The sequence below is a fragment of the Xanthomonas sp. NCPPB 3218 genome (assembly GCF_056725185.1).
In genome coordinates this window covers 4,103,516-4,122,740 of record NZ_CM161516.1, presented here as the reverse complement: position 1 = coordinate 4,122,740, position 19,225 = coordinate 4,103,516, and the positions used below count along the sequence as shown (strand labels likewise).

Genomic DNA, 19,225 nt, shown 5'->3' with positions numbered 1-19,225 from the left:
TGTGGCGCAGCGCGAACAGTGTGAGCACGGATAAACGAACGGCGCCTCCCGGCGCCGTTCGCATTGCATCGATTAACGCAGACTGCGCCTGTTGTTACGGGCGCACCTTGGTGGCACAGACAAACACCGCTGCCTGTTGAATGCGGCTGATCGCACCCTGGTTCTGCAACTCGCGTGCGTGCTCGTCCATGCAGGTCAGATACCCCAGACGGTTGCCGGCATTCTGCGACTTGCACAGGCTATTTTCGGCCGAGATGTTGGCGCCGGGAATCAGCCCGCCGGTCTCCAGCGTCGGCACCAGCGTATTGCAGTTGCCCAGCTTGGCCAGCCCGCGATTGAGTGTCCAGCCGATATCGGCAAACAGCGCCGGGGTCAGGTCGATGTTCAGATGCGCCTGCACTTCCGGCGTATCGAACGGTTCCATCAACGCGTTCGGCTGCAGGTCGGTATCGAAGTGCGAGAACGTCGACCCGCCGGCCACCACGCTGGGCGAATACAGCCGCGTGCGGCCCGCGGTATCGGTGCCCTGCAATAGCTCGGGGTCTTCGTACAACGCCGCCACCACTCCGGCGCTGCCCTTCAGCCGCGCGCCATCGGTCTGCGAGACCATGATCGCCGGGATGGTGATATCGGTGATCGGCGGGGCGGCATTGCCCATCGTCTGCACGCCGGCCGCGTTATTGGCCACGATCACGCCCACCGCACCGTTGAGCTGTGCGTTCTTGACCTTGATCGCGAACGCGCAGGTGCCGCGGTCGATCAGCGCCACCTTGCCGGCCACCTCGGCCGCGTTGACGAACGGCGTTTCGCAACCATCGCTGGCCGATGCGGCAGCCACTCCGTCGTTGACCGTCACCACTGCGCGGGCCGGGAAATTGGCCGCCGTGGCCAGCGGCCCGAAGCTGGCAAAGCCCACCTCGAACTTGCCCGCCGCGCTGGCCGGTGCGCTCACCTGCAACAGGGTGCGCGGATCCAGGATCAGCGCCGCCTCGCGGTTGACGCGCGTGCCGGCCCACACCGTACGCCCCGGCGTGCGCATCGCTTCGGCACGCAGCGCGTTGGTCATGGCCGGATCGTCGAAGCGCTTGTTCTGCACGTTGTCGAAGGCCTGCGCGGTGTAGACGTCGGTCAGGCCGCTGCCCGAGCCGAGCACGCCGGTGGTCTTGTTGAGGAAGCCCGCCGCACCCAGGCCGTGGCCGATCTCGTGCATCACCACGTTGAGGAAGTTGATCTGGCCTTCGGGCGTCTTGCCGTCCAGGCCCAGGTACCAGCCCGAGCCGGCCAGGCAGTCGGGCTTGCCCAGATCGCCGTTGAATTGCGAGAACACGTCGGCCGGATCGCTGGGATCGGGGACCAGATCCTGCCCGGCGATCGCATCGCCCAGCGCGGATGGATACAGCGTATTGGGCTTGGAACCGGGGAAGTCGTTGACGATCCAGTTCGGGCCGGCCTGGCCCAGCGTGCCGCCGGTGGCGGTACAGGTCAGCCGCGCGAACGAGGCATACACCTTGATCTCGACGTTGCTCTGCAGCACCGCGCCCCACAGGTCCATCGCGTACTGGTAGGCGATGCGACGCTGCTCGCCGACCGAGCGCCCCGGATTGCCGCCCAAGGGCGCTGCGCTGGTGGGGTCGTTCAAGCCGACGCTGGTGCCGGCATCGCCATTGATCAGCGTGACGTTGGCGGCGCCTGCATGCAGCGGCGCGATGGCCGCAGCCACGGCCAGGGACAACAGCAACAAGGGCTTATTCATGCGGCAGCGCTCCGTGCTCGGCGTGGGTGGGTTGGGTGTCGGCGTCTTCGCTGTGCTCGATGACGATGCGGCCATCGGCCTGACGGGTTGCCATCAGCGAGCTCATCTGCGTGGCCGGCAACTTGCGCGCCACGGTGCCGTTGGGCAGGCGTCGCTCGGTCGCGCGTGCGGCCGATTCGGTCTGCGGAACCGCAGTGCGGGCAGCGCTGCTGCGGGCAGCCGACGCAGCCTGCTGATCCAGCGCCGCGCTCTCGGCGTCGGTCAGCGGGCGCAGCTTGCCGGTGACGGGATCGATACCCACCTTGGAACTGCTGGTTGCAGCCTCTTGCGCCACGGCCAGGGCCGGCAGGCAGACGACACACAACACACCGGACAGCATCCATCCGGGCTTACGAAAGCTCATCATCGTTGGGGTTTCCTTGAGTCCAACAGGGAAAAGGGACGCCGTGCAGACACCGGCATCGGGGGAATCCTTCCGTTTCAGTCTGTTCATGACTGAATCATGAATCCGTGATGTGTGTCAATCTTTTGACATATTGGCCGCTGAATGCGAAGCGAGAGCCTGAAACGGTCATCGCGGCAGTTGCGTTGGGGAAATTTCCGGGGATTGCAGCGGCAGCTGGCCCCAGATCGGCCAGATTTTTGACACGAACCACCCGGGCCGGAAGCCTCTCCGGCCCATGGTCTCGACGGACAATTCACGGCAGCCAAGCTCTGGACGACTTATTCCCTTCTCCCCCCCCCAGAGAAGGTGCCCCGAAGGGGCGGATGAGGATACGGGCGAAGCCTGCTGTAGGTTGAGAGCAGGGTTCGAGTGCACCTGAGCTTCGCCCCCGTACCCTCACCCCAATCCCTCTCCCGGGGGGGGGGGGGAGGGGCTGTATTCCAGCCTGGTCAGTGGCTGGTCTGCGCAAGTAGCGCGGCCGCAGCAACGTGCGCAACCCGTGCGTCAATGCTCATCGGCATCGGCATCGGCGCGGGCTGCGCGTACGCTGCGCTGGCTCTGCACGCCGCGCGCCATTCGACCGCAGCGCGTTACAGTCTTGGTGACTCCGCGCACCAGGTTCCCATGCACGCCGTCATCTATCACAACCCCAACTGCGGGACCTCCCGCAATACGCTCGCCCTGATCCGCCACACCGGCATCGAACCGCAGATCGTCGACTACCTGCAGCACCCGCCCACCCGCGAAACGCTGCAGTCCCTGATCGCCGCCGCCGGCATCTCGGTTCGCGCGGCCATGCGTCAGAAAGGCACCCCGTATCTGGAACTGGGACTCGACGATCCCGCGCTGGACGACGCAGCGTTGCTGAGCGCAATGCTCACGCATCCGATCCTGATCAACCGCCCCTTCGTGCAAACCGCATTGGGGACGCGCTTGTGCCACCCCTCCGAACGCGTGCTCGACCTGCTGCCGCACGCGACGAGCGGCTTCGTCAAGGAAGACGGCGAACGCGTGCTGGACGATGCCGGGCAACGCGTAACGGGCTGATAGACAGATACCCGAAACGCAGTCGCTCCACATCAAGCGCAGCCACCTCAGCTCAGATGCGAAACGCCAAGCAGCGCCACTGACGCCCCAGCGACCAATCCCTAATCCTGATTCCCGACTCCCCAATCCCGACTCCCCAACCTCACCCCCACCTACCGCACAGGTCTTAGAATCGCCGCAACGTTTCCCGGGAGCAGTCAGATGATTCGCGAGATTATCCGCATGGGCGACAAGCGCCTGCTGCGCGTGGCGCCGCCGGTGACCAACCTGGGCAGTGCCGAGCTGCGCGCGCTGGTGGCCGACATGTTCGAGACCATGGACGATGCGCGTGGCGTGGGCCTGGCCGCACCGCAGATCGCGGTGGACCTGCAGCTGATGGTGTTCGGCTTCGAAGCCAGCGAACGCTATCCCGATGCGCCGGCGGTGCCGCGCACCGCGTTGGCGAATGCGCAGATCGAACCGCTGTCGGAGGAGATGGAAAACGGCTGGGAAGGGTGTCTGTCGATTCCCGGCTTGCGTGCGGTCATTCCGCGCTATCGCCACATTCGCTACCGCGGCTTTGCGCCGGATGGCAGCCCGATCGAGCGCGAGGCCGAAGGCTTCCACGCACGCGTGGTGCAGCACGAGTACGACCATCTGGTCGGCCGCCTGTATCCCTCGCGGATCGAGAACTTCGCCACCTTCGGCTTCGAAGACGTGCTGTCCTACGACCTGTAGGCCATCGGTCGCAGCTGCACCCGCATGTGACAAGGGCGCCTTGCGGCGCCCTTGTCGTGCTTACTTGAGCGCCTTGAAGCGCAGACGCTTGGGACCTGCGTCATCGCCCATGCGGCGGCGCTTGTCTTCTTCGTACTCGCGGTAGTTGCCTTGGAAGAACTCCACGTGCGAGTCGCCTTCGAACGCCAGGATGTGCGTGGCGATGCGGTCCAGGAACCAGCGATCGTGCGAGATCACGAAGGTGTTGCCCGGGAACTCCAGCAACGCATCTTCCAGCGCGCGCAGGGTCTCGATGTCCAGGTCGTTGGACGGTTCGTCGAGCAGCAGCACGTTGCCGCCCTGCAGCAGGGTCTTGGCCATGTGCAGGCGACCGCGCTCACCACCGGACAGCGAGCCGACCATCTTCTGCTGGTCCTGGCCCTTGAAGTTGAAGCGGCCGATGTAGGCGCGCGACTGGATCTCCACGCCGTTGATGTTGAGGATGTCCAGGCCGCCGGCAATCTCCTGGAACACGTTGTGGTTGCCTTCCAGCTTGTCGCGGCTCTGGTCCACGTAGGACAGCTGCACGGTCGGGCCGACCACGATCTCGCCGGAATCGGGCTTCTCCGCGCCGGTGATCATCTTGAACAGGGTCGACTTACCGGCACCGTTGGGGCCGATGATGCCGACGATGGCGCCGGGCGGCACGATCATCGACAGATTGTCGATCAGCAGGCGGTCGCCGAACTTCTTGGAGACGTTCTTGAACTCCATCACCGCATTGCCCAGGCGCTCGCCTGGCGGGATGAAGATCTCGTTGGTCTCGTTGCGCTTCTGGTAGTCCACCGACTGCAGCTCTTCCAGGCGGGCCAGACGCGCCTTGCCCTTGGTGCGGCCGCCCTTGGCGTTCTGGCGCGACCATTCCAGTTCCTTCTGGATCGCCTTCTGGCGCGACTTTTCCTGGTTGTCTTCCTGCTTGAGGCGCTCGTCCTTCTGGGTCAGCCAGTCGGTGTAGTTGCCCTTCCACGGAATGCCGCGGCCGCGGTCCAGTTCCAGGATCCACTCGGCGGCGTTGTCGAGGAAGTAGCGATCATGCGTCACCGCCACCACGGTGCCGGTGTAGCGCGCCAGGAACTGCTCCAGCCATTCCACCGATTCGGCGTCCAGGTGGTTGGTCGGTTCGTCGAGCAGCAGCATGTCCGGCTTCTGCAGCAGCAGCCGGCACAGCGCCACGCGGCGCTTTTCGCCACCTGACAGCTTGCCGACCACCGCGTCCCACGGCGGCAGGCGCAGCGCATCGGCGGCCACGTCCAGCTGGTTTTCCAGGGTGTGCGCATCGCCGGCGGCCAGGATCGCTTCCAGGCGTTCCTGTTCCTTGGCCAGGGCGTCGAAATCGGCGCCTTCCTCGGCATAGGCCAGGTACACCGCATCCAGCGCGGCCTGGGCCTGCAGCACGTCGCCCACGCCTTCCTCGACCGCTTCGCGCACGGTGTGCTCGGGGTTGAGCTGCGGTTCCTGTGCCAGGTAGCCGACCTTGATGCCGGCCTGGGGACGGGCTTCGCCCTCGAAATCGGTGTCCACGCCGGCCATGATCTTCAGCACCGTGGACTTGCCGGCGCCGTTCAGGCCCAGCAGGCCGATCTTGGCGCCCGGGAAAAAGCTCAGCGAGATGTCCTTGATGATCTGCCGCTTGGGCGGGACCACCTTGCTGACGCGGTTCATGGTGTAGATGTATTGCGACATGGGTGCTCCGTGGACGCAGGCAGCCCACCGGCCGGGGCCGGAGGCAGCGGAAAAGGGATTGCGCCGATTATACGGGCAACCGGCCTGGCTCGCGGCGGCGCGGCCGCAGCTAAACGGCAGCTTACCTTCCACCTGAATGGGCGTTTTCGTAATCGATTCCAGCAAGAATGCGTTAAGGCGGCCAGCGCCTTAATGAAATTGCGACATCGCAGACAGGAGCAATCCCATGAACCGCAAACGCATCGTGACTGTTGTGCTTTCCTCCATCCTGGCGCTGGGCTCCGTGGCCCCGGCAGCGTTTGCCGACGACTGGGGCCGCGGCCACGACCGTCGTGGTCATGATCGCGACGATCGCCACGACCGCGATCACCGTGGCAATTGGCGCAACGACCGCCGCGACTGGCACGACGAGCGCCGGGCCGACCGCCGCGATGACCGCCGTTACTACAGCAACGGCTACCGCGAGGGGTATCGCGATGCCCGTTATCAGGACCGTCGCTACGACCGCAACCGGGTCTATGTCTACGATCGCCCCAGCTACTACCGCCCCGGCCCGCCGCCGCGCCCGTACTGGGCCCGCGGTCAGCGTTACCACGGCCCGGTCTACGTGATCAACGACTACGACCGCTACAACCTGCGCCGCCCGCCGTATGGCTACCGTTGGCAGCGCGACAACACCGGCAATCTGCTGCTGGTGGCCATCGCCACCGGGGTGATCGCCGACCTGGTGCTCAACAACTAAGCCTGTCTACCGTCCGGGTCAGGCCTGGGTAGGCAGGGAACCCGCAAAGGCGCACTCCGGTGCGCCTTTGTCGTTCAGGACGGAACCCGCAATGGCGCGCCCGGCCTGCGCCCGCGTCTCAATTGGTCACCTGTCCATGCGGGGGCTTACAATCTGCGCCCCTACTGGCAACAGCTGCCCCGGAGCTCTGCATGTTCTCGCGCGACGTCCGACTGGAAACCTACGACCCCGAACTGGCCCAGGCCATCGCTGCTGAAGCCGGCCGCCAGGAGGATCACGTCGAGCTGATCGCCAGCGAAAACTACTGCAGCCCGCTGGTGATGGAGGCCCAGGGCAGCCAGCTGACCAACAAGTACGCCGAAGGCTACCCGGGCAAGCGCTACTACGGTGGTTGCGAGTTCGTCGACATTGCCGAGCAGCTGGCGATCGAGCGCATCAAGCAGGTGTTCGGCGCCGATTATGCGAACGTGCAGCCGCATAGCGGCTCGCAGGCCAACCAGGCGGTGTATCTGGCGCTGCTGCAGCCCGGCGACACCATCCTGGGCATGAGCCTGGCCCATGGCGGCCACCTCACCCACGGCGCCAAGGTCAACGTCTCCGGCAAGCTGTTCAACGCCGTGCAGTACGGCGTCAACGAGCAGGGCCTGATCGACTATGACGAAGTCCAGCGACTGGCCACCGAGCACAAGCCGAAGATGGTCGTGGCCGGGTTCTCGGCGTATTCGCAGAAGATCGACTGGGCGCGTTTCCGCGCCATCGCCGACAGCGTCGGTGCGTATCTGTTCGTGGACATGGCGCATGTGGCCGGCCTGGTCGCCGCAGGCGTGTATCCGAGCCCGCTGGAGCATGCGCACGTGGTCACCTCGACCACGCACAAGACCCTGCGCGGCCCGCGCGGTGGCATCATCGTGGCCAAGGGCGCGAGCGAAGAGCTGCAGAAGAAGCTGCAGTCGATCGTGTTCCCCGGCATTCAGGGCGGCCCGCTGATGCACGTGATCGCGGCCAAGGCGGTGGCGTTCAAGGAGGCGCTGGAGCCGGAATTCAAGACCTACCAGCAGCAGGTGGTCAAGAACGCGCAGGCGATGGCCAACACGCTGATCGCACGCGGCTACAAGATCGTGTCCGGCGGCACCGAAAATCACCTGATGCTGGTGGACATGATCGGCCGCGACGTCTCCGGCAAGGACGCAGAGGCCGCGCTCGGCAAGGCGCACATCACCGTCAACAAGAACTCGGTGCCCAACGACCCGCGCTCGCCGTTCGTCACCTCCGGCCTGCGCCTGGGCACCCCGGCAATCACCACCCGCGGTTACCTGGAGCAGGACAGCATCGACCTGGCCAACTGGATCGCCGATGTGCTCGACGCCCCCAGCGACGAAGCGGTGCTGGCCAAGGTCCGCGACGCGGTGACCGCGCAGTGCAAGAAGTATCCGGTGTATGGCTGAGGTGCCGGGATTGGTGATTCGGGATTGGGGATGCGCGACAAGCGCGTCCTTGCTCCTGCTGTTGCCAATCCCCAATCCCCACTTCCCAATCTCGGCGACCTGATGCACTGCCCCTTCTGCCAGCACAACGACACCCGCGTGATCGATTCGCGGGTGTCCGAAGACGGGACGACGATTCGTCGGCGTCGCGAGTGCGAGGCGTGTGGCGAGCGTTTCAGTACCCTGGAGACGATCGAGCTCAAGCTGCCGACCGTGGTCAAGAGCGATGGCGGGCGCGAGGCGTTCGACGCGCGCAAGCTGCGCACCAGTTTCGACCGCGCGCTGCAAAAGCGCCCGGTGTCCGAAGAACAGATCGAAGCGGCAGTGCGCGCGGTGGTGCATCAGTTGCGCATGTCCGGCGAGCGCGAGGTGGGCTCGCTGCGCGTGGGCGAATACGTCATGGTCGAGCTGCGCAAGCTGGATCATGTGGGCTATGTGCGCTTCGCCTCGGTGTACCGCAGCTTTCAGGACGTGGCCGATTTCCGCGAGGAAATCGAAAAGCTCGAGCGCGAGCTCCCGGTCGGCATCGAGCAGTTGCCGTTGCTGGAAGCGGCCCTGGAGCGCGCCGGCAAGCCCGGCAAGCGGTGAGCGCGGTCCGCATCGCGTGCGTGGCCGACGCGCCGCAGCTGCTGCCCGCCATCGCGCAGGCGCATCTGCAGGCCTTCGGCAGTCTGTTGCCGGACTGGAATTTCGATCAGGCCTTGAGCGAGTTGCGTAGCCACACGCGCGACGGGGTGATCCCGACCACGTGGGTGGCGCTCGATCAGGCGCAGTGGCTTGGGTCGGTCAGCCTGCTGGAAAACGACGATTCGCGCATTCGGCAATGGTCGCCATGGCTGGCGTCGCTGTACGTGCAGCCGCAGGCGCGCGGGCAGGGCATCGGCGAGGCGCTGGTGACGCACTGCGTGCAGGCCGCCGCGCGCATGGGCGTGCCGGCGTTGTACCTGTATTGCCAACCAGTGCTGGTGCCGTTTTATCAGCGGCTGGGCTGGCAGACGCATGCAGAATTACTGCTGGGGCCGATGCAGATCGTGGTGATGTGTATCGAACCGCAAGCGGCAACGCAATGAGCGCAACGGCCGACGACCATCGCTGGATGGCGCAGGCATTGCGCCTGGCCGAGCGTGGCGCCTACACCACCCGCCCCAATCCGATGGTTGGCTGCGTGATCGTGCGCGATGGCGCGTGCGTAGGCGAGGGCTTTCATCAACGTGCCGGCGGCCCGCATGCGGAAGTATTCGCACTGCGCGCGGCTGGCGCGCTGGCGCGTGGCGCCACCGCCTATGTCACGCTGGAGCCGTGTGCGCATTACGGACGCACGCCGCCCTGTGCCCTGGCCTTGATCGATGCCGGCGTTGCGCGTGTGGTTGCGGCGATGGCCGACCCGTTTCCGCAGGTCAACGGCGGCGGATTTGCGCTGCTGCGCGAGGCCGGAATCGAAGTGCTCAGTGGTGTCCTGCAAACACAGGCGCGCGCGCTGAATCGTGGGTTTCTGTCGCGGGTGGAGCGTGGGCGGCCGTGGTTACGTGTCAAGCTCGGCGCCAGCCTGGATGGGCGTACGGCGCTGGCCAGCGGTGAATCCAAGTGGATCACCGGAAGTGACGCGCGCGCAGACGTGCAGCGCTGGCGCGCGCGTGCGGGCGCGATCCTCACTGGTGCGGGCACGGTGCTGGCCGACGACCCCTCCATGACGGTGCGGCTGGGCGATGACACGCCGGTCGTGCCGCCGCTGCGCGTGGTGCTCGATGCCGGGCTACGGACGTTGGCGTGCAGGAACCTGCGTCAGGGCGATGCGCCCACGCTGTATCTGCATGGCGAGGATGTCGCCGCGCCGTCGCTGGACGATGCGCAGTTCCTTGCGATGCCGTTGCAAGCCGGCCGCTTCGATCTGGCGGCGGTGGTGGCACTGCTTGGCGAGCGCGGCATCAACGAGGTGCATGTGGAAGCCGGCGCAACGCTGAGTGGTGCGCTGCTGCAGGCCGGCCTGGTCGACGAACTGCTGGTGTACATGGCGCCGGTACTGCTGGGCGATACCGCCAGGCCGCTGCTGGCCGGGCTGGGCATCGAGACGATGGCGCAGCGCGCTGCGTTGCAGCTGCTGGATGTGCGCCAGCTCGGTCAGGATCTGCGTCTGCGCTATGCGCCGGTTGTTGCCGGGTGAGCGCTGCATGGCCTGCGCGATACCGCGCAGCTGTGCTGTTGCGCGCATGAAAAAGGCCCCGCATGCGGGGCCTTCGTGTATCTGAGTCGCGTCGATCAGAAGCTCGCGCGCACGCCGACCTTGTACTGGTTGGCGTCGTCGATGAACTGCGCTTCGGCGACCAGGCCCCAGGTGCGGGTGAAGTTGACCTGACCACCCAGGGTGCCGACGAACTCGCCTTCGTCCACGTCGCTACCGTCGATATAGCCGGCCTTGATCCAGGCTTCGGTCCGCGGCGAGGGCTTGCCGCGCAGGCCCAGGTTGGCGAAGCCCAGGTTGGTCGAATCCGATGCCTTGTCGATCGAACGGCCGCGCAGGCGCAGATCGGATTCGACTTTGGTGCGCAGCACGCTGATGTCGGCGGTGAACTCGACGCGCTCGGTCATTTCCTGGCGGTAACCGATACCCGCCGTGGCCTGCTGCAGGGTGCCGTCGATCACGAAGCCGCTGCCGAGGTTGTAGTCCTTGGTGGCACGCTCGTAGCTGGCCAGCAGGTAGACCGGCTGGGCAATCTGCCAGGAGCCGCGGATGTAGCCGCCATCGATGTCGTCGGACGCGTCGTTGACGTTGATTTCGGTCCGGTTCCAGCCGCCTTCGACGTAGGAATAGCTCAGGCCTTCGGCCGATGCGGCAAACGGTGCGGCGGCCAGCAGGGCAGCCAGAATCAGGGTGTTACGCATTGGATGTCTCTCTCCGAATTGATGTCCGTGTCTCCGTCCCGTTGCGGGAGGGAAAAAAGCGACGTCTCCCGTCGCGGCGCGTAAATTAACAGATCCTTCACAATCCTGGCTATGGGGGATTTCCCCACATGACGCAGTGTCCTGCCAGCCTTGGCCCACGCTCAGCCATCGCGCCGATGTGCCCTGTTAGACTTTGCGCACCGGTTCGCCGGTACTCACGAACGTCTTCAGGGCGGGGTGCGATTCCCCACCGGCGGTAGGCATGCGCAAGCATGCGAGCCCGCGAGCGCTTGCACTTCAGGGTTGAGCGGATCCACGCGAAACCCCTGCTGCGCAAGGTCAGCAGATCCGGTGCGATGCCGGGGCCGACGGTATAGTCCGGATGAAAGAAGACGGCCAACGCGCAGCCTTGCGGCTGTGCGCGCGCCTGTTTGCCTTGTGGCGTTTTTCGCTCAACTCCTGCGAGAAACGACTATGTCCATGCGTCACCCGTCGCGCTGCGTCGCGATCTTTCACCGCACTCCGTCCGCACTGTCGTCATCAACGACGGGGGGGCGCTGATGTTTACCGGAATCATCGAAGGCGTCGGCCATCTGGCGGCGCGCCAGCCGCAGGGCGGCGATGTGCGTTTCACCTTCGCCACCGGCAACCTGCCGTTCGAGGCGGTGCAACTGGGCGAAAGCATTGCCGTCAACGGCGTGTGCCTGACCGTGATCGCCTTCGACGCGGGCAGCTTCCAGGCCGATGCCTCCACCGAAACCCTGTCGCTGACCACGTTGGGCGCCTTGCCGGAAGGTGCGTTGCTCAATCTGGAGCGCGCGATGCGCCCGACCGACCGCCTCGGCGGGCATCTGGTCAGCGGGCATGTCGACGGTCTGGGCCAGGTGCAGTCGGTGCACGGCGATGCGCGCGCGCAGCGCTGGCGGTTTGCCGCCCCGCCGGCGGTGTTGCGCTATGTCGCCAAGAAGGGCTCGATCTGCGTGGACGGGGTCAGCCTCACCGTCAACGAAGTGGACGCGGACGGCTTCGAGGTCGCGTTGATTCCGCACACGGTGGCCAACACCGCGTTTGCGCAGACCGCAGTTGGCGCGCAGGTGAATCTGGAAATCGACCTGGTGGCGCGCTATGTCGAACGCCTGCTCGGCACGCGGGGTGCGGCATGAATTTCGCACCCGTTCCGGAATTGATCGAGGAACTGCGCGCCGGCCGCATGGTGGTGATCGTCGATGACGAGGACCGCGAGAACGAAGGCGATCTGATCATGGCGGCCGAGCTGGTCAAGCCGTCGGACATCAACTTCATGGTGACCCACGCGCGCGGTCTGGTGTGTCTGTCGCTGACCCGCGAGCGCTGCGCGCAGCTCGGCCTGGCGCCGATGGTGCGCAACAACACCGCGCAGTTCCAGACCAACTTCACCGTGAGCATCGAGGCGGCCGAAGGCGTGACCACCGGCATCTCCGCCTACGACCGCGCACACACCGTGCGCACCGCGGTGCGGCCGGATGCCAAGCCGCAGGATCTGAGCCAGCCGGGGCATATCTTCCCGCTGATCTCCCAGCCCGGCGGCGTGCTGACCCGCGCCGGCCATACCGAGGCGGCCAGCGACCTGCCGATGTTGGCCGGGCTGGAACCGGCCGGCGTGCTGGTGGAAGTGCTCAACCCGGACGGCAGCATGGCGCGCCGCCCGCAGCTGGAAGTGTTCGCGCGCGAGCACGGGCTGAAGATGGGCTCGATCGCCGATCTGATCGCCTACCGCCTGGCTAACGAGCACACCGTCGAGCGCGTGGACGAGCGCGAGATCAGCACCGAGTTCGGCCCGTTCACGCTGGTGACCTACCGCGACCGCATCGCCCACGACCTGCACTTTGCGCTGGTGCGCGGCACTGCCGATCCGGCCACGCCGACACTGGTGCGCGTGCAGGTGGAAAACCCGCTGGCCGATCTGCTGCACTGGCAACGCGACGACTTTGGCGTGGCCGCCACCGATGCCTTGCGTGCGATCGCCGCCGAAGGGCAGGGCGTGATGGTGGTGCTGTCGGCACCGCGCGACACCGAATCCTTGCTGGCGCGGCTGCGCCAGCAACCGGAAGCGGCCACCAACGCCAAGGACGTCAGCCAGTGGCGGCGCAACGGGGCCGGGGCGCAGATCCTGGCCGAACTGGGCCTGGGCAAGCTGCGCGTGCTGGGCACGCCGCGGCGTCAGGTGGGCCTGGCCGGGTTTGGGCTGGAGGTGGTGGAGTACCTGGAATGCCACGCGGGCGAAGGGGTGCGCTCGGTGCCGGCGGCCGCGCTGCCCTGACGTAGCGTGGGCGGCATGGAGCCGCCGCCGTCCGATGGTTGCCGGGCGCGCAGCAGGAACCGTGTTGGCCGGGCGGTTCCTGCGGTTGTTGCGTATCGACCATGCCCGCTGCGAGCTGCCAGCTGCCGCCGCACCAGCCCCTGCTGCGCGCTCCACAATCGTTTCCTGGAGACATGGCCGGGCCTGCTTCGGCACCCCGGCCGGCACGTACCGGCCGGGCCAGGCCCCGGCAGCTGTTAAACTTGCCGCCCCCTCGAGTTGCCGACCCGCATGACCCACTACGAAGGCGATCTCCGCCCCACCACCGCGCGCTTTGCGATCATCGCCAGCCGCTGGAATGCCCGCATCACCGACGCGCTGGTCACCGGTGCGCGTCAGAGCCTGGCCGGCAACGGCATCGGCGAGGACGCCATCGACGTGATCCGCGTGCCGGGCGCCTGGGAAATTCCGATCGCCGCCAACCGCCTGGGGCAATCCGGACAGCATGCGGCGATCATCGCGCTGGGCTGCGTGATCCGCGGCGACACCCGCCACTACGAACACGTCGCCGACCTGTGCGCCGAAGGCCTGATGAGCGTGCAGTTGCAGACCGGCGTGCCGGTGCTCAACGGCGTGCTCGCGGTCGAGCGCGTGGAAGATGCCGAGGCGCGTGCCGGTGGCAGCCATGGCAACAAGGGCGAAGAATGCGCGCTTGCGGCATTGGAACTGGTCAATTTGATGGAGTTGTTGCCATGAGCAAGTCCGGTGGACACGCCCGCCACGTCCGTCGCGACGGCATCGACCCGGTGCTGCGTTCGCGCGCGCGTCGGCGTGCCTTGCAGGCGGTGTATGCCTGGCAGATTTCCGGCGGGTTCGCCAAGCAGGTGATCTCGCAGTTTGCGCATGAGCAGGCGCACGAAGTGGCCGACCTGGCCTATTTCGAAAACCTGGTCGAAGGCGTGCTGAGCAACCGTGCCGAGCTGGACACCGCGCTGACGCCGTATCTGGATCGCGGCGTGGAAGAAGTCGACGCGATCGAGCGCGCAGTGCTGCGCCTGGCTGCCTACGAGCTGCTGTATCGCCAGGACGTGCCGTACCGCGTGGTGATCAACGAAGCGATCGAAACCGCCAAGCGCTTCGGCTCCGAGCACGGCCACACCTACGTCAACGGCGTGCTGGATCGCGCCTCAGTGGAGTGGCGCAAGGTGGAGTCGGGCGCTAGCGGCGCTAGCGGCGCCTGAGGCGCCGCGGGCTTGGGCAGTTGGGATTGGGGATTGGCCGCCGCGCTGGTCCCTGCCAATGTGCGCCGTGACCAATCCCCACTGCCAAATCCCCAATCTCGGCCCTTCAAATGCCCGAATTCGATCTAATTGCCCGCTTGCGCGCGCGCATTGCGGCGCGTGCGGATGTGCCGTTGGGGATTGGCGACGATGCGGCATTGCTGCAACCGCCGCCGGGCGAGCAACTGGCGATCACCGCCGATACGCTCAATGCGGGCGTGCATTTTCCGCACGAGACGCGTGCCGAGGATCTGGGCTGGAAGACGCTGGCGGTCAATCTGTCCGACCTGGCCGCGATGGGCGCGCAGCCGCGCTGGTGCACCCTGTCGCTGTCGTTGCCGCACGACGATGCCGCATGGGTCGACGCATTCGCCGATGGATTCTTTGCACTGGCCGATGCGCATGCCATTGCGCTGGTCGGTGGCGACACCACGCGCGGGCCGTTGGCGTGTGCGGTGACCGCGATCGGCAGCCTGCCGCCGGGTGCGGCGCTGCGTCGCGATGGCGCGCGTGTGGGCGACGACGTCTGGGTCACCGGCGCGCCGGGCGAGGCGGCGGCGGCGTTGTCGCTGTGGCAAGCCGGCCAGCTGGACGTGACCTGCGCGGCGGCCGATCCGTTGCACGAACTGTGGCGCGGCCGGCTGCTGCGCCCGCAGCCGCGCGTGCAGGCCGGGCTGCGCTTGCGTGGCCTTGCGCATGCCTGTGTGGACATCTCCGACGGCTTGCTCGCCGATCTGGGCCATCTGTGCGAACGCAGCGGCGTGGGCGCGCAGCTGGCGCTGGCGGCACTGCCGGCGATGCCGCGCAGTACCGGGATCAGTGCGCTGCAATGCATCGGTTGGCAACTCGGCGGCGGCGACGACTACGAGCTGTGCTTCACCGCCGCCGTGCAACACCGCGACGCGGTGGTGCAGGCGATGGACTTCGCCGGAGTCGCGGTGACGCGCATCGGCCAGATCGTCGCCACGCCGGGCGTGGTGGTCCACGACGCCGACGGCAACCCGTGGCAGCCGCCGCAACGCGGATATCAGCACTTCGTGGGCTGAGCTGAGCGCGCAGGAAGCGTTGCGCGGGCGTGCTGCATTGCAGCCAACGTCTGCGGGTCGGGAGCGGCCATGCGATGGCATCCGCCGGCTTGCACTTCAGCACGTGCCAGCCGTTGCGGCGCCTACGCTCCCGCCTCCCGCCTCCCGAATCCCGAATCCCGAATCCCGAATCCCGAATCCCGAATCCCGAATCCCGAATCCCGAATCCCGAATCCCGAATCCCAGCCCTTGAGCCATACCGTACCGTCTGGTACGTTCGCGACGTTCTCCCCCTGAACCACGGATGCATGGCAGTTGCCGCTGGGCCATCCCGGCCCGGCCTTGCGTGGGAGAGATCCGCATGAACAAGCGTTGGATCGGAGGCATCGCCGCATTGGCGTTGCTGGTGGCATCGGCGTCGGCGGTGGCGGGCGCTTTCAGCAAGACCTACGAACGGATTCCCGGCTGGGACGGCGCGCCGATGGGCGCACTGGTCTTGGTGCCGCAAGGGCAGGGCAGCGGGCCGTTTCCGCTGATCGTGATGCCGGCCAGTTGGTCGTTACCGAATCTGGAGTACCTCGGTCGCGCGACCCAGCTGGCCAGCGATGGCTACGTGGTCGTCAGCTACACCTCGCGCGGGTTCTGGGATTCGGCCGGGCAGATCGATATCGCCGGCGCCGACACCGTGGAAGACGTCAGCGCGGTGATCGACTGGGCGCTGGCGCATACGCCGGCCAATGCGAATGCGATCGGTGCGTCGGGCATCTCGTATGGCGCGGGCATCAGCCTGCTGGCGGCCGAGCGCGATCCGCGCATCAAGGCCGTGGCTGCGCTCAGCGGCTGGGCGGACCTGGAAGCGTCGCTGTATTCCAACCGCACCGTCAGCCAGCAAGGCGTTGGGCTGTTGGTCGGTGCCGGCGCGTTGACCGGACGTCCCGGCCCGGATCTGGCGCAGATCAGCACACGGGTTGCCGTTGGCGATTACGACGGCGCCGTGCAGGGCTTCCTGCCGCAGGCCGCGTCGCGCAGCCCGGCAAGCGATGTGGCCGCGCTCAATGCGCGTGGCACGGCGGTGCTGCTGGGCAATGCCTTCAACGACGGCCTGTTTCCGCCGAACCAGACCATCGCATTCTTCAATCAGTTGCGCGGGCCCAAGCAGTTGCTGCTCAGCCAGGGCGATCACGCCACCGCAGAGCTGCCGGGCGCGCTCGGCCTGCCCAACGAGGTCTACACGGCGACCACGCGCTGGTTCGATCGACATCTCAAGCAGCTGCGTAACGGCGTGGACAGCGAAGCGCCGGTGCGGCTGTCGCCGCGCGCGGGGCAATGGCTGGAGTACGCGGACTGGGCGTCGGTGCAACAGGGCAACACGCGCCTGGGGTTATCCGCACCGTCCGGATTGCTCAGCCCCACCGGCGGTTTGATCGGCGGCACCGCCAGCGGATGGCAATCGCGCATCGCCACCGATGTGCCGACGTTGGCCGACTCGGGCGTGGTCCTGGTCAGTGGTTTGTTGCAAGGCATCGGTGTGCCGGTCACCACCTCGATTCCGTTGGTCAATCGCATCGGTGCGGCAGTGTGGGTGGGTGCGCCATCGAACACGCTGCGGCGGCTGGCCGGCAGTCCATCGCTGCGCGTGACCGTGGTACCCAGCCAATCGAAAGTGAGCCTGTTCGCGTATCTGTATCGCATGGACGCGCTAGGCGTGGCGCAACTGATCACGCATGCGCCGTACTCGCTACGCGGGGCTACACCTGGCCAAGCAGTGACGCTGGATTGGCCGCTGCAAGCAGCTGCTGCGGAGATTCCGGCAGGGCAGCGCCTGGTGCTGGTGATCGACACGCAGGACGTGCGCTACACCGATGCCAGCGATGGCGGCGGCACGGTGACGTTTACCTCGCCGGCGGCAACGCCATCGGTATTGAACGTGCCGCTGCGGTAACGCTGCGCTGGGCTTACTCGGATGGCGCCGCGTCTGGTCATCGTTCAATGCAAGCCGAGCAACGCGCAAGCTTTGGAAAGTATCGATTAACTCTCAGAGCGGTGTCCTCGCCGCTTGCGGGACCCTTGGCGGCATGGATGCCGCCACGGAGCTTCCAGGGATGGATTCACGGCGTGTCCCGCAAGTGATGAGGGTACTGCGCGCTCGACTCATCGAGTTTTTGAATTAAGCGTCTGATCGCGTCCGGACAATGCCAACGTTCTAAGTCGCGATTGGGTTAGGCGTTTGTGTTTCGAGAGTTCGAACAGTACGGATAGATCAGTTGTAGAGCGGTTGCTCTGCGGCCTGGCGGTAGGGCCCTTGCCCGCCCACCCTCGCGGGACACGCCGCAAGTACGTCCGTGTAGGCTCTTACGCGGCATCCATGCCGCGTAAGGTCCCGCGACGGTGGGCGGGCAAGGACCAGTCGAGATGGTCGGTGTGCACGGGCAAGCAGGGCATGACATGTCGGGATGGTCGGTGTGCGTGGTTGTCTTTGGAGATCCGGGGTGCGCGGATAGGTCAGCTGTAGATCGGCGTGTCCTGAAGCCGGCGGGGGCGCCGCGCCCTCGGCCTTGTTTTCAGGCCGAAAAGGTATGCGGTTCGGCTGCAAATGCCACGGCCAGTGCGCCCTTGCCGACGTTGACCATGCCGGTCAGGCTCATCACGCTTTCGAACAATTCCACGTCGTGGGTCTGACAGGCGCTTTGCAGGGCGGCGTAGCCGGGCAGGGCGTGCAGCTCGGCCAGTTCGCCGCCGTAGCCCACGCAGACGGTCGGTGTCATCAAGCCCTCGCGGATCTTGCGCACGGTAAAGCCGAACAGCTTTTCGGTCGACGGCTCGAAGCCTTTCAACTTGGCCACCGGTTCGGTGACGCCGCGGTAGGCGCGCAGCACTGGCTTGATGTCCAGCGCACTGCCCAGCGCGGCGCCGATCAGGCCCACGCTGCGATCGCCCTTGGTGCGTGCACGCGCACGCAGGTAGTAGAGATCGCGCGGAATCATGTAGCCGTAGGTGTGTTCGGCCAGCTGTTCGAGCCGGCTGCGGATTGCCGCCACGCCCTGACCCTGCGCGCGCAGGCGTACCGCTTCCACTGCGGTGATGCCCTGGCCGGCAAACAGGTTGAGCGTATCGATCACGCGCAGCGCGAACGGCGAGGTGTGGCCGGCGGCCTGCCGGATCGGCTTGTAATCGTTGAGGATCGCGAAGCTGGCCTGCATCGCGTTATCGAAGATCTGGCTGCGCAGCTTGGAGATGGTCAGGCAGAACACGTGGTCGTAGTCGATGACCAGCCGTTGCAGGAACAGGTCGCGAATCTGGTTGACCGAAAACGGCGTGGTTTCCGCTTCGTGCCCACGCTCGGCCACATGTGCCTGCAGAAAGCTCAGCGTCGCTTCCTCATCGCGGTGATCAGCCAGCACCGCTTCGCCGATACGTACGCTGATCGGCAATACGATGACGTTGTTTTGTTGAATGAAGTCCTGCGGCAAATCGCAGGCACTGTCCACCACGATTCCGATGCGCATCGTCGCCCCCTCCGGCTGTTGCGTTATCTGTAACTGCGAACGCTATCGCAAAACAGCAGAGGCGAGTAGGGCCGCGGTCGAAGGCCGGGTGCCGAAGCGCGCAAGCCGCGGACGGGAGCCTGGCGCGCGGTCATCAGGCAAGCTCGACGGAGGCGAATGGACCGCCGCAAGCAGCTGCAGGCGCTGTCAAAACGCAGATCGCCCCGATGTGGCTCCGCAGCATTGGCATGCACCGCGCTGTCATGCAGATGACCGGTACATCCTGTCGCACTGTGATTTACCTTGCGAACTGAGGATCGGCGCACGCTTCGGCTGCAAGGTGGCGCCCGCTATCGCAGATGGCGAG

The 19,225-nt window shown here is 66.2% G+C and carries 18 protein-coding genes and 1 riboswitch; of the genes, 13 read left to right on the top strand and 5 right to left on the bottom strand.

What is annotated here, in order from left to right:
• Nucleotides 1–94: 94 nt before the first annotated feature.
• Nucleotides 95–1,753 (bottom strand): PA domain-containing protein, encoded by a 1,659-nt coding sequence (locus AC1PLS_RS17035; RefSeq protein ID WP_481103885.1) that lies wholly within the window; start codon nt 1,751–1,753, stop codon nt 95–97.
• A complete protein-coding gene (locus tag AC1PLS_RS17030; RefSeq protein ID WP_161961087.1) occupies nt 1,746–2,159 on the bottom strand; it encodes a post-PEP-CTERM-1 domain-containing protein in 414 nt (137 codons plus the stop codon). Before AC1PLS_RS17030 ends, AC1PLS_RS17035 begins: the two co-directional genes overlap by 8 nt.
• Nucleotides 2,160–2,822: 663 nt before the next feature.
• Between AC1PLS_RS17030 and arsC the strand changes: the two genes are divergently transcribed.
• Together arsC and def are read left to right on the top strand one after the other, a co-directional pair.
• Nucleotides 2,823–3,245 carry an arsenate reductase (glutaredoxin) gene (gene arsC / locus AC1PLS_RS17025; protein ID WP_481104512.1) on the top strand — a complete coding sequence of 141 codons (423 nt, stop codon included), beginning with the start codon at nt 2,823–2,825 and terminating at the stop codon, nt 3,243–3,245.
• Nucleotides 3,246–3,446: 201 nt separating this feature from the next.
• Nucleotides 3,447–3,962: a peptide deformylase gene (gene def / locus AC1PLS_RS17020; protein WP_046344300.1), complete on the top strand. Its 516-nt coding sequence runs from the start codon at nt 3,447–3,449 to the stop codon at nt 3,960–3,962.
• A 60-nt stretch (nt 3,963–4,022) separates the two neighbouring features.
• On the opposite strand, the gene ettA is transcribed toward def, so the two are convergent.
• Nucleotides 4,023–5,684 carry an energy-dependent translational throttle protein EttA gene (gene ettA, locus AC1PLS_RS17015; protein ID WP_024940592.1) on the bottom strand — a complete coding sequence of 554 codons (1,662 nt, stop codon included), beginning with the start codon at nt 5,682–5,684 and terminating at the stop codon, nt 4,023–4,025.
• Nucleotides 5,685–5,910: 226 nt separating this feature from the next.
• On the opposite strand from ettA, the gene AC1PLS_RS17010 reads away from it, so the two are divergent.
• The 5 genes from AC1PLS_RS17010 (at nt 5,911) to ribD (ending at nt 10,071) form a co-directional block, all read left to right on the top strand.
• Nucleotides 5,911–6,426: an RcnB family protein gene (locus tag AC1PLS_RS17010; protein WP_024940591.1), complete on the top strand. Its 516-nt coding sequence runs from the start codon at nt 5,911–5,913 to the stop codon at nt 6,424–6,426.
• Nucleotides 6,427–6,617: 191 nt separating this feature from the next.
• Nucleotides 6,618–7,871 carry a serine hydroxymethyltransferase gene (gene glyA / locus AC1PLS_RS17005; RefSeq protein ID WP_046344297.1) on the top strand — a complete coding sequence of 418 codons (1,254 nt, stop codon included), beginning with the start codon at nt 6,618–6,620 and terminating at the stop codon, nt 7,869–7,871.
• Between the two features lie 102 nt (nt 7,872–7,973).
• Nucleotides 7,974–8,498, top strand: a complete 525-nt coding sequence (gene nrdR / locus AC1PLS_RS17000) for a transcriptional regulator NrdR (protein ID WP_006453216.1) — start codon at nt 7,974–7,976, stop codon at nt 8,496–8,498.
• Entirely contained in the window at nt 8,495–8,980 is a 486-nt protein-coding gene (locus tag AC1PLS_RS16995) for a GNAT family N-acetyltransferase (protein WP_184379242.1), read from the top strand. Before nrdR ends, AC1PLS_RS16995 begins: the two co-directional genes overlap by 4 nt.
• Nucleotides 8,977–10,071, top strand: coding sequence for a bifunctional diaminohydroxyphosphoribosylaminopyrimidine deaminase/5-amino-6-(5-phosphoribosylamino)uracil reductase RibD (ribD, locus tag AC1PLS_RS16990; RefSeq protein WP_184611329.1), 1,095 nt, complete (start codon nt 8,977–8,979; stop codon nt 10,069–10,071). The genes AC1PLS_RS16995 and ribD overlap by 4 nt, the downstream gene beginning before the upstream one ends.
• Nucleotides 10,072–10,166: 95 nt before the next feature.
• On the opposite strand, the gene AC1PLS_RS16985 is transcribed toward ribD, so the two are convergent.
• Nucleotides 10,167–10,790 (bottom strand): hypothetical protein, encoded by a 624-nt coding sequence (locus AC1PLS_RS16985; RefSeq protein WP_104567979.1) that lies wholly within the window; start codon nt 10,788–10,790, stop codon nt 10,167–10,169.
• Between the two features lie 219 nt (nt 10,791–11,009).
• A riboswitch (FMN riboswitch) is annotated at nt 11,010–11,188 on the top strand.
• A 162-nt stretch (nt 11,189–11,350) separates the two neighbouring features.
• Between AC1PLS_RS16985 and AC1PLS_RS16980 the strand changes: the two genes are divergently transcribed.
• The 6 genes from AC1PLS_RS16980 to AC1PLS_RS16955 all read left to right on the top strand — a co-directional run bounded on the left by AC1PLS_RS16980 (nt 11,351) and on the right by AC1PLS_RS16955 (nt 17,315).
• Entirely contained in the window at nt 11,351–11,953 is a 603-nt protein-coding gene (locus AC1PLS_RS16980; RefSeq protein WP_054592512.1) for a riboflavin synthase, read from the top strand.
• Nucleotides 11,950–13,089: a 3,4-dihydroxy-2-butanone-4-phosphate synthase gene (ribB, locus tag AC1PLS_RS16975; protein WP_039519001.1), complete on the top strand. Its 1,140-nt coding sequence runs from the start codon at nt 11,950–11,952 to the stop codon at nt 13,087–13,089. The genes AC1PLS_RS16980 and ribB overlap by 4 nt, the downstream gene beginning before the upstream one ends.
• Before the next feature lie 270 nt (nt 13,090–13,359).
• Nucleotides 13,360–13,824, top strand: a complete 465-nt coding sequence (ribH, locus tag AC1PLS_RS16970) for a 6,7-dimethyl-8-ribityllumazine synthase (protein WP_005997267.1) — start codon at nt 13,360–13,362, stop codon at nt 13,822–13,824.
• Nucleotides 13,821–14,309: a transcription antitermination factor NusB gene (nusB, locus tag AC1PLS_RS16965; RefSeq protein ID WP_024940797.1), complete on the top strand. Its 489-nt coding sequence runs from the start codon at nt 13,821–13,823 to the stop codon at nt 14,307–14,309. Before ribH ends, nusB begins: the two co-directional genes overlap by 4 nt.
• Before the next feature lie 110 nt (nt 14,310–14,419).
• On the top strand, nt 14,420–15,394 hold the full coding sequence (gene thiL / locus AC1PLS_RS16960) for a thiamine-phosphate kinase (RefSeq protein WP_154832628.1): 975 nt from the start codon (nt 14,420–14,422) through the stop codon (nt 15,392–15,394).
• 340 nt (nt 15,395–15,734) lie between these two features.
• On the top strand, nt 15,735–17,315 hold the full coding sequence (locus tag AC1PLS_RS16955; protein WP_184433522.1) for a CocE/NonD family hydrolase: 1,581 nt from the start codon (nt 15,735–15,737) through the stop codon (nt 17,313–17,315).
• Nucleotides 17,316–17,934: 619 nt separating this feature from the next.
• On the opposite strand, the gene AC1PLS_RS16950 is transcribed toward AC1PLS_RS16955, so the two are convergent.
• Nucleotides 17,935–18,879, bottom strand: coding sequence for a DegV family protein (locus AC1PLS_RS16950; protein WP_184433524.1), 945 nt, complete (start codon nt 18,877–18,879; stop codon nt 17,935–17,937).
• Between the last annotated feature and the right edge of the window lie 346 nt (nt 18,880–19,225).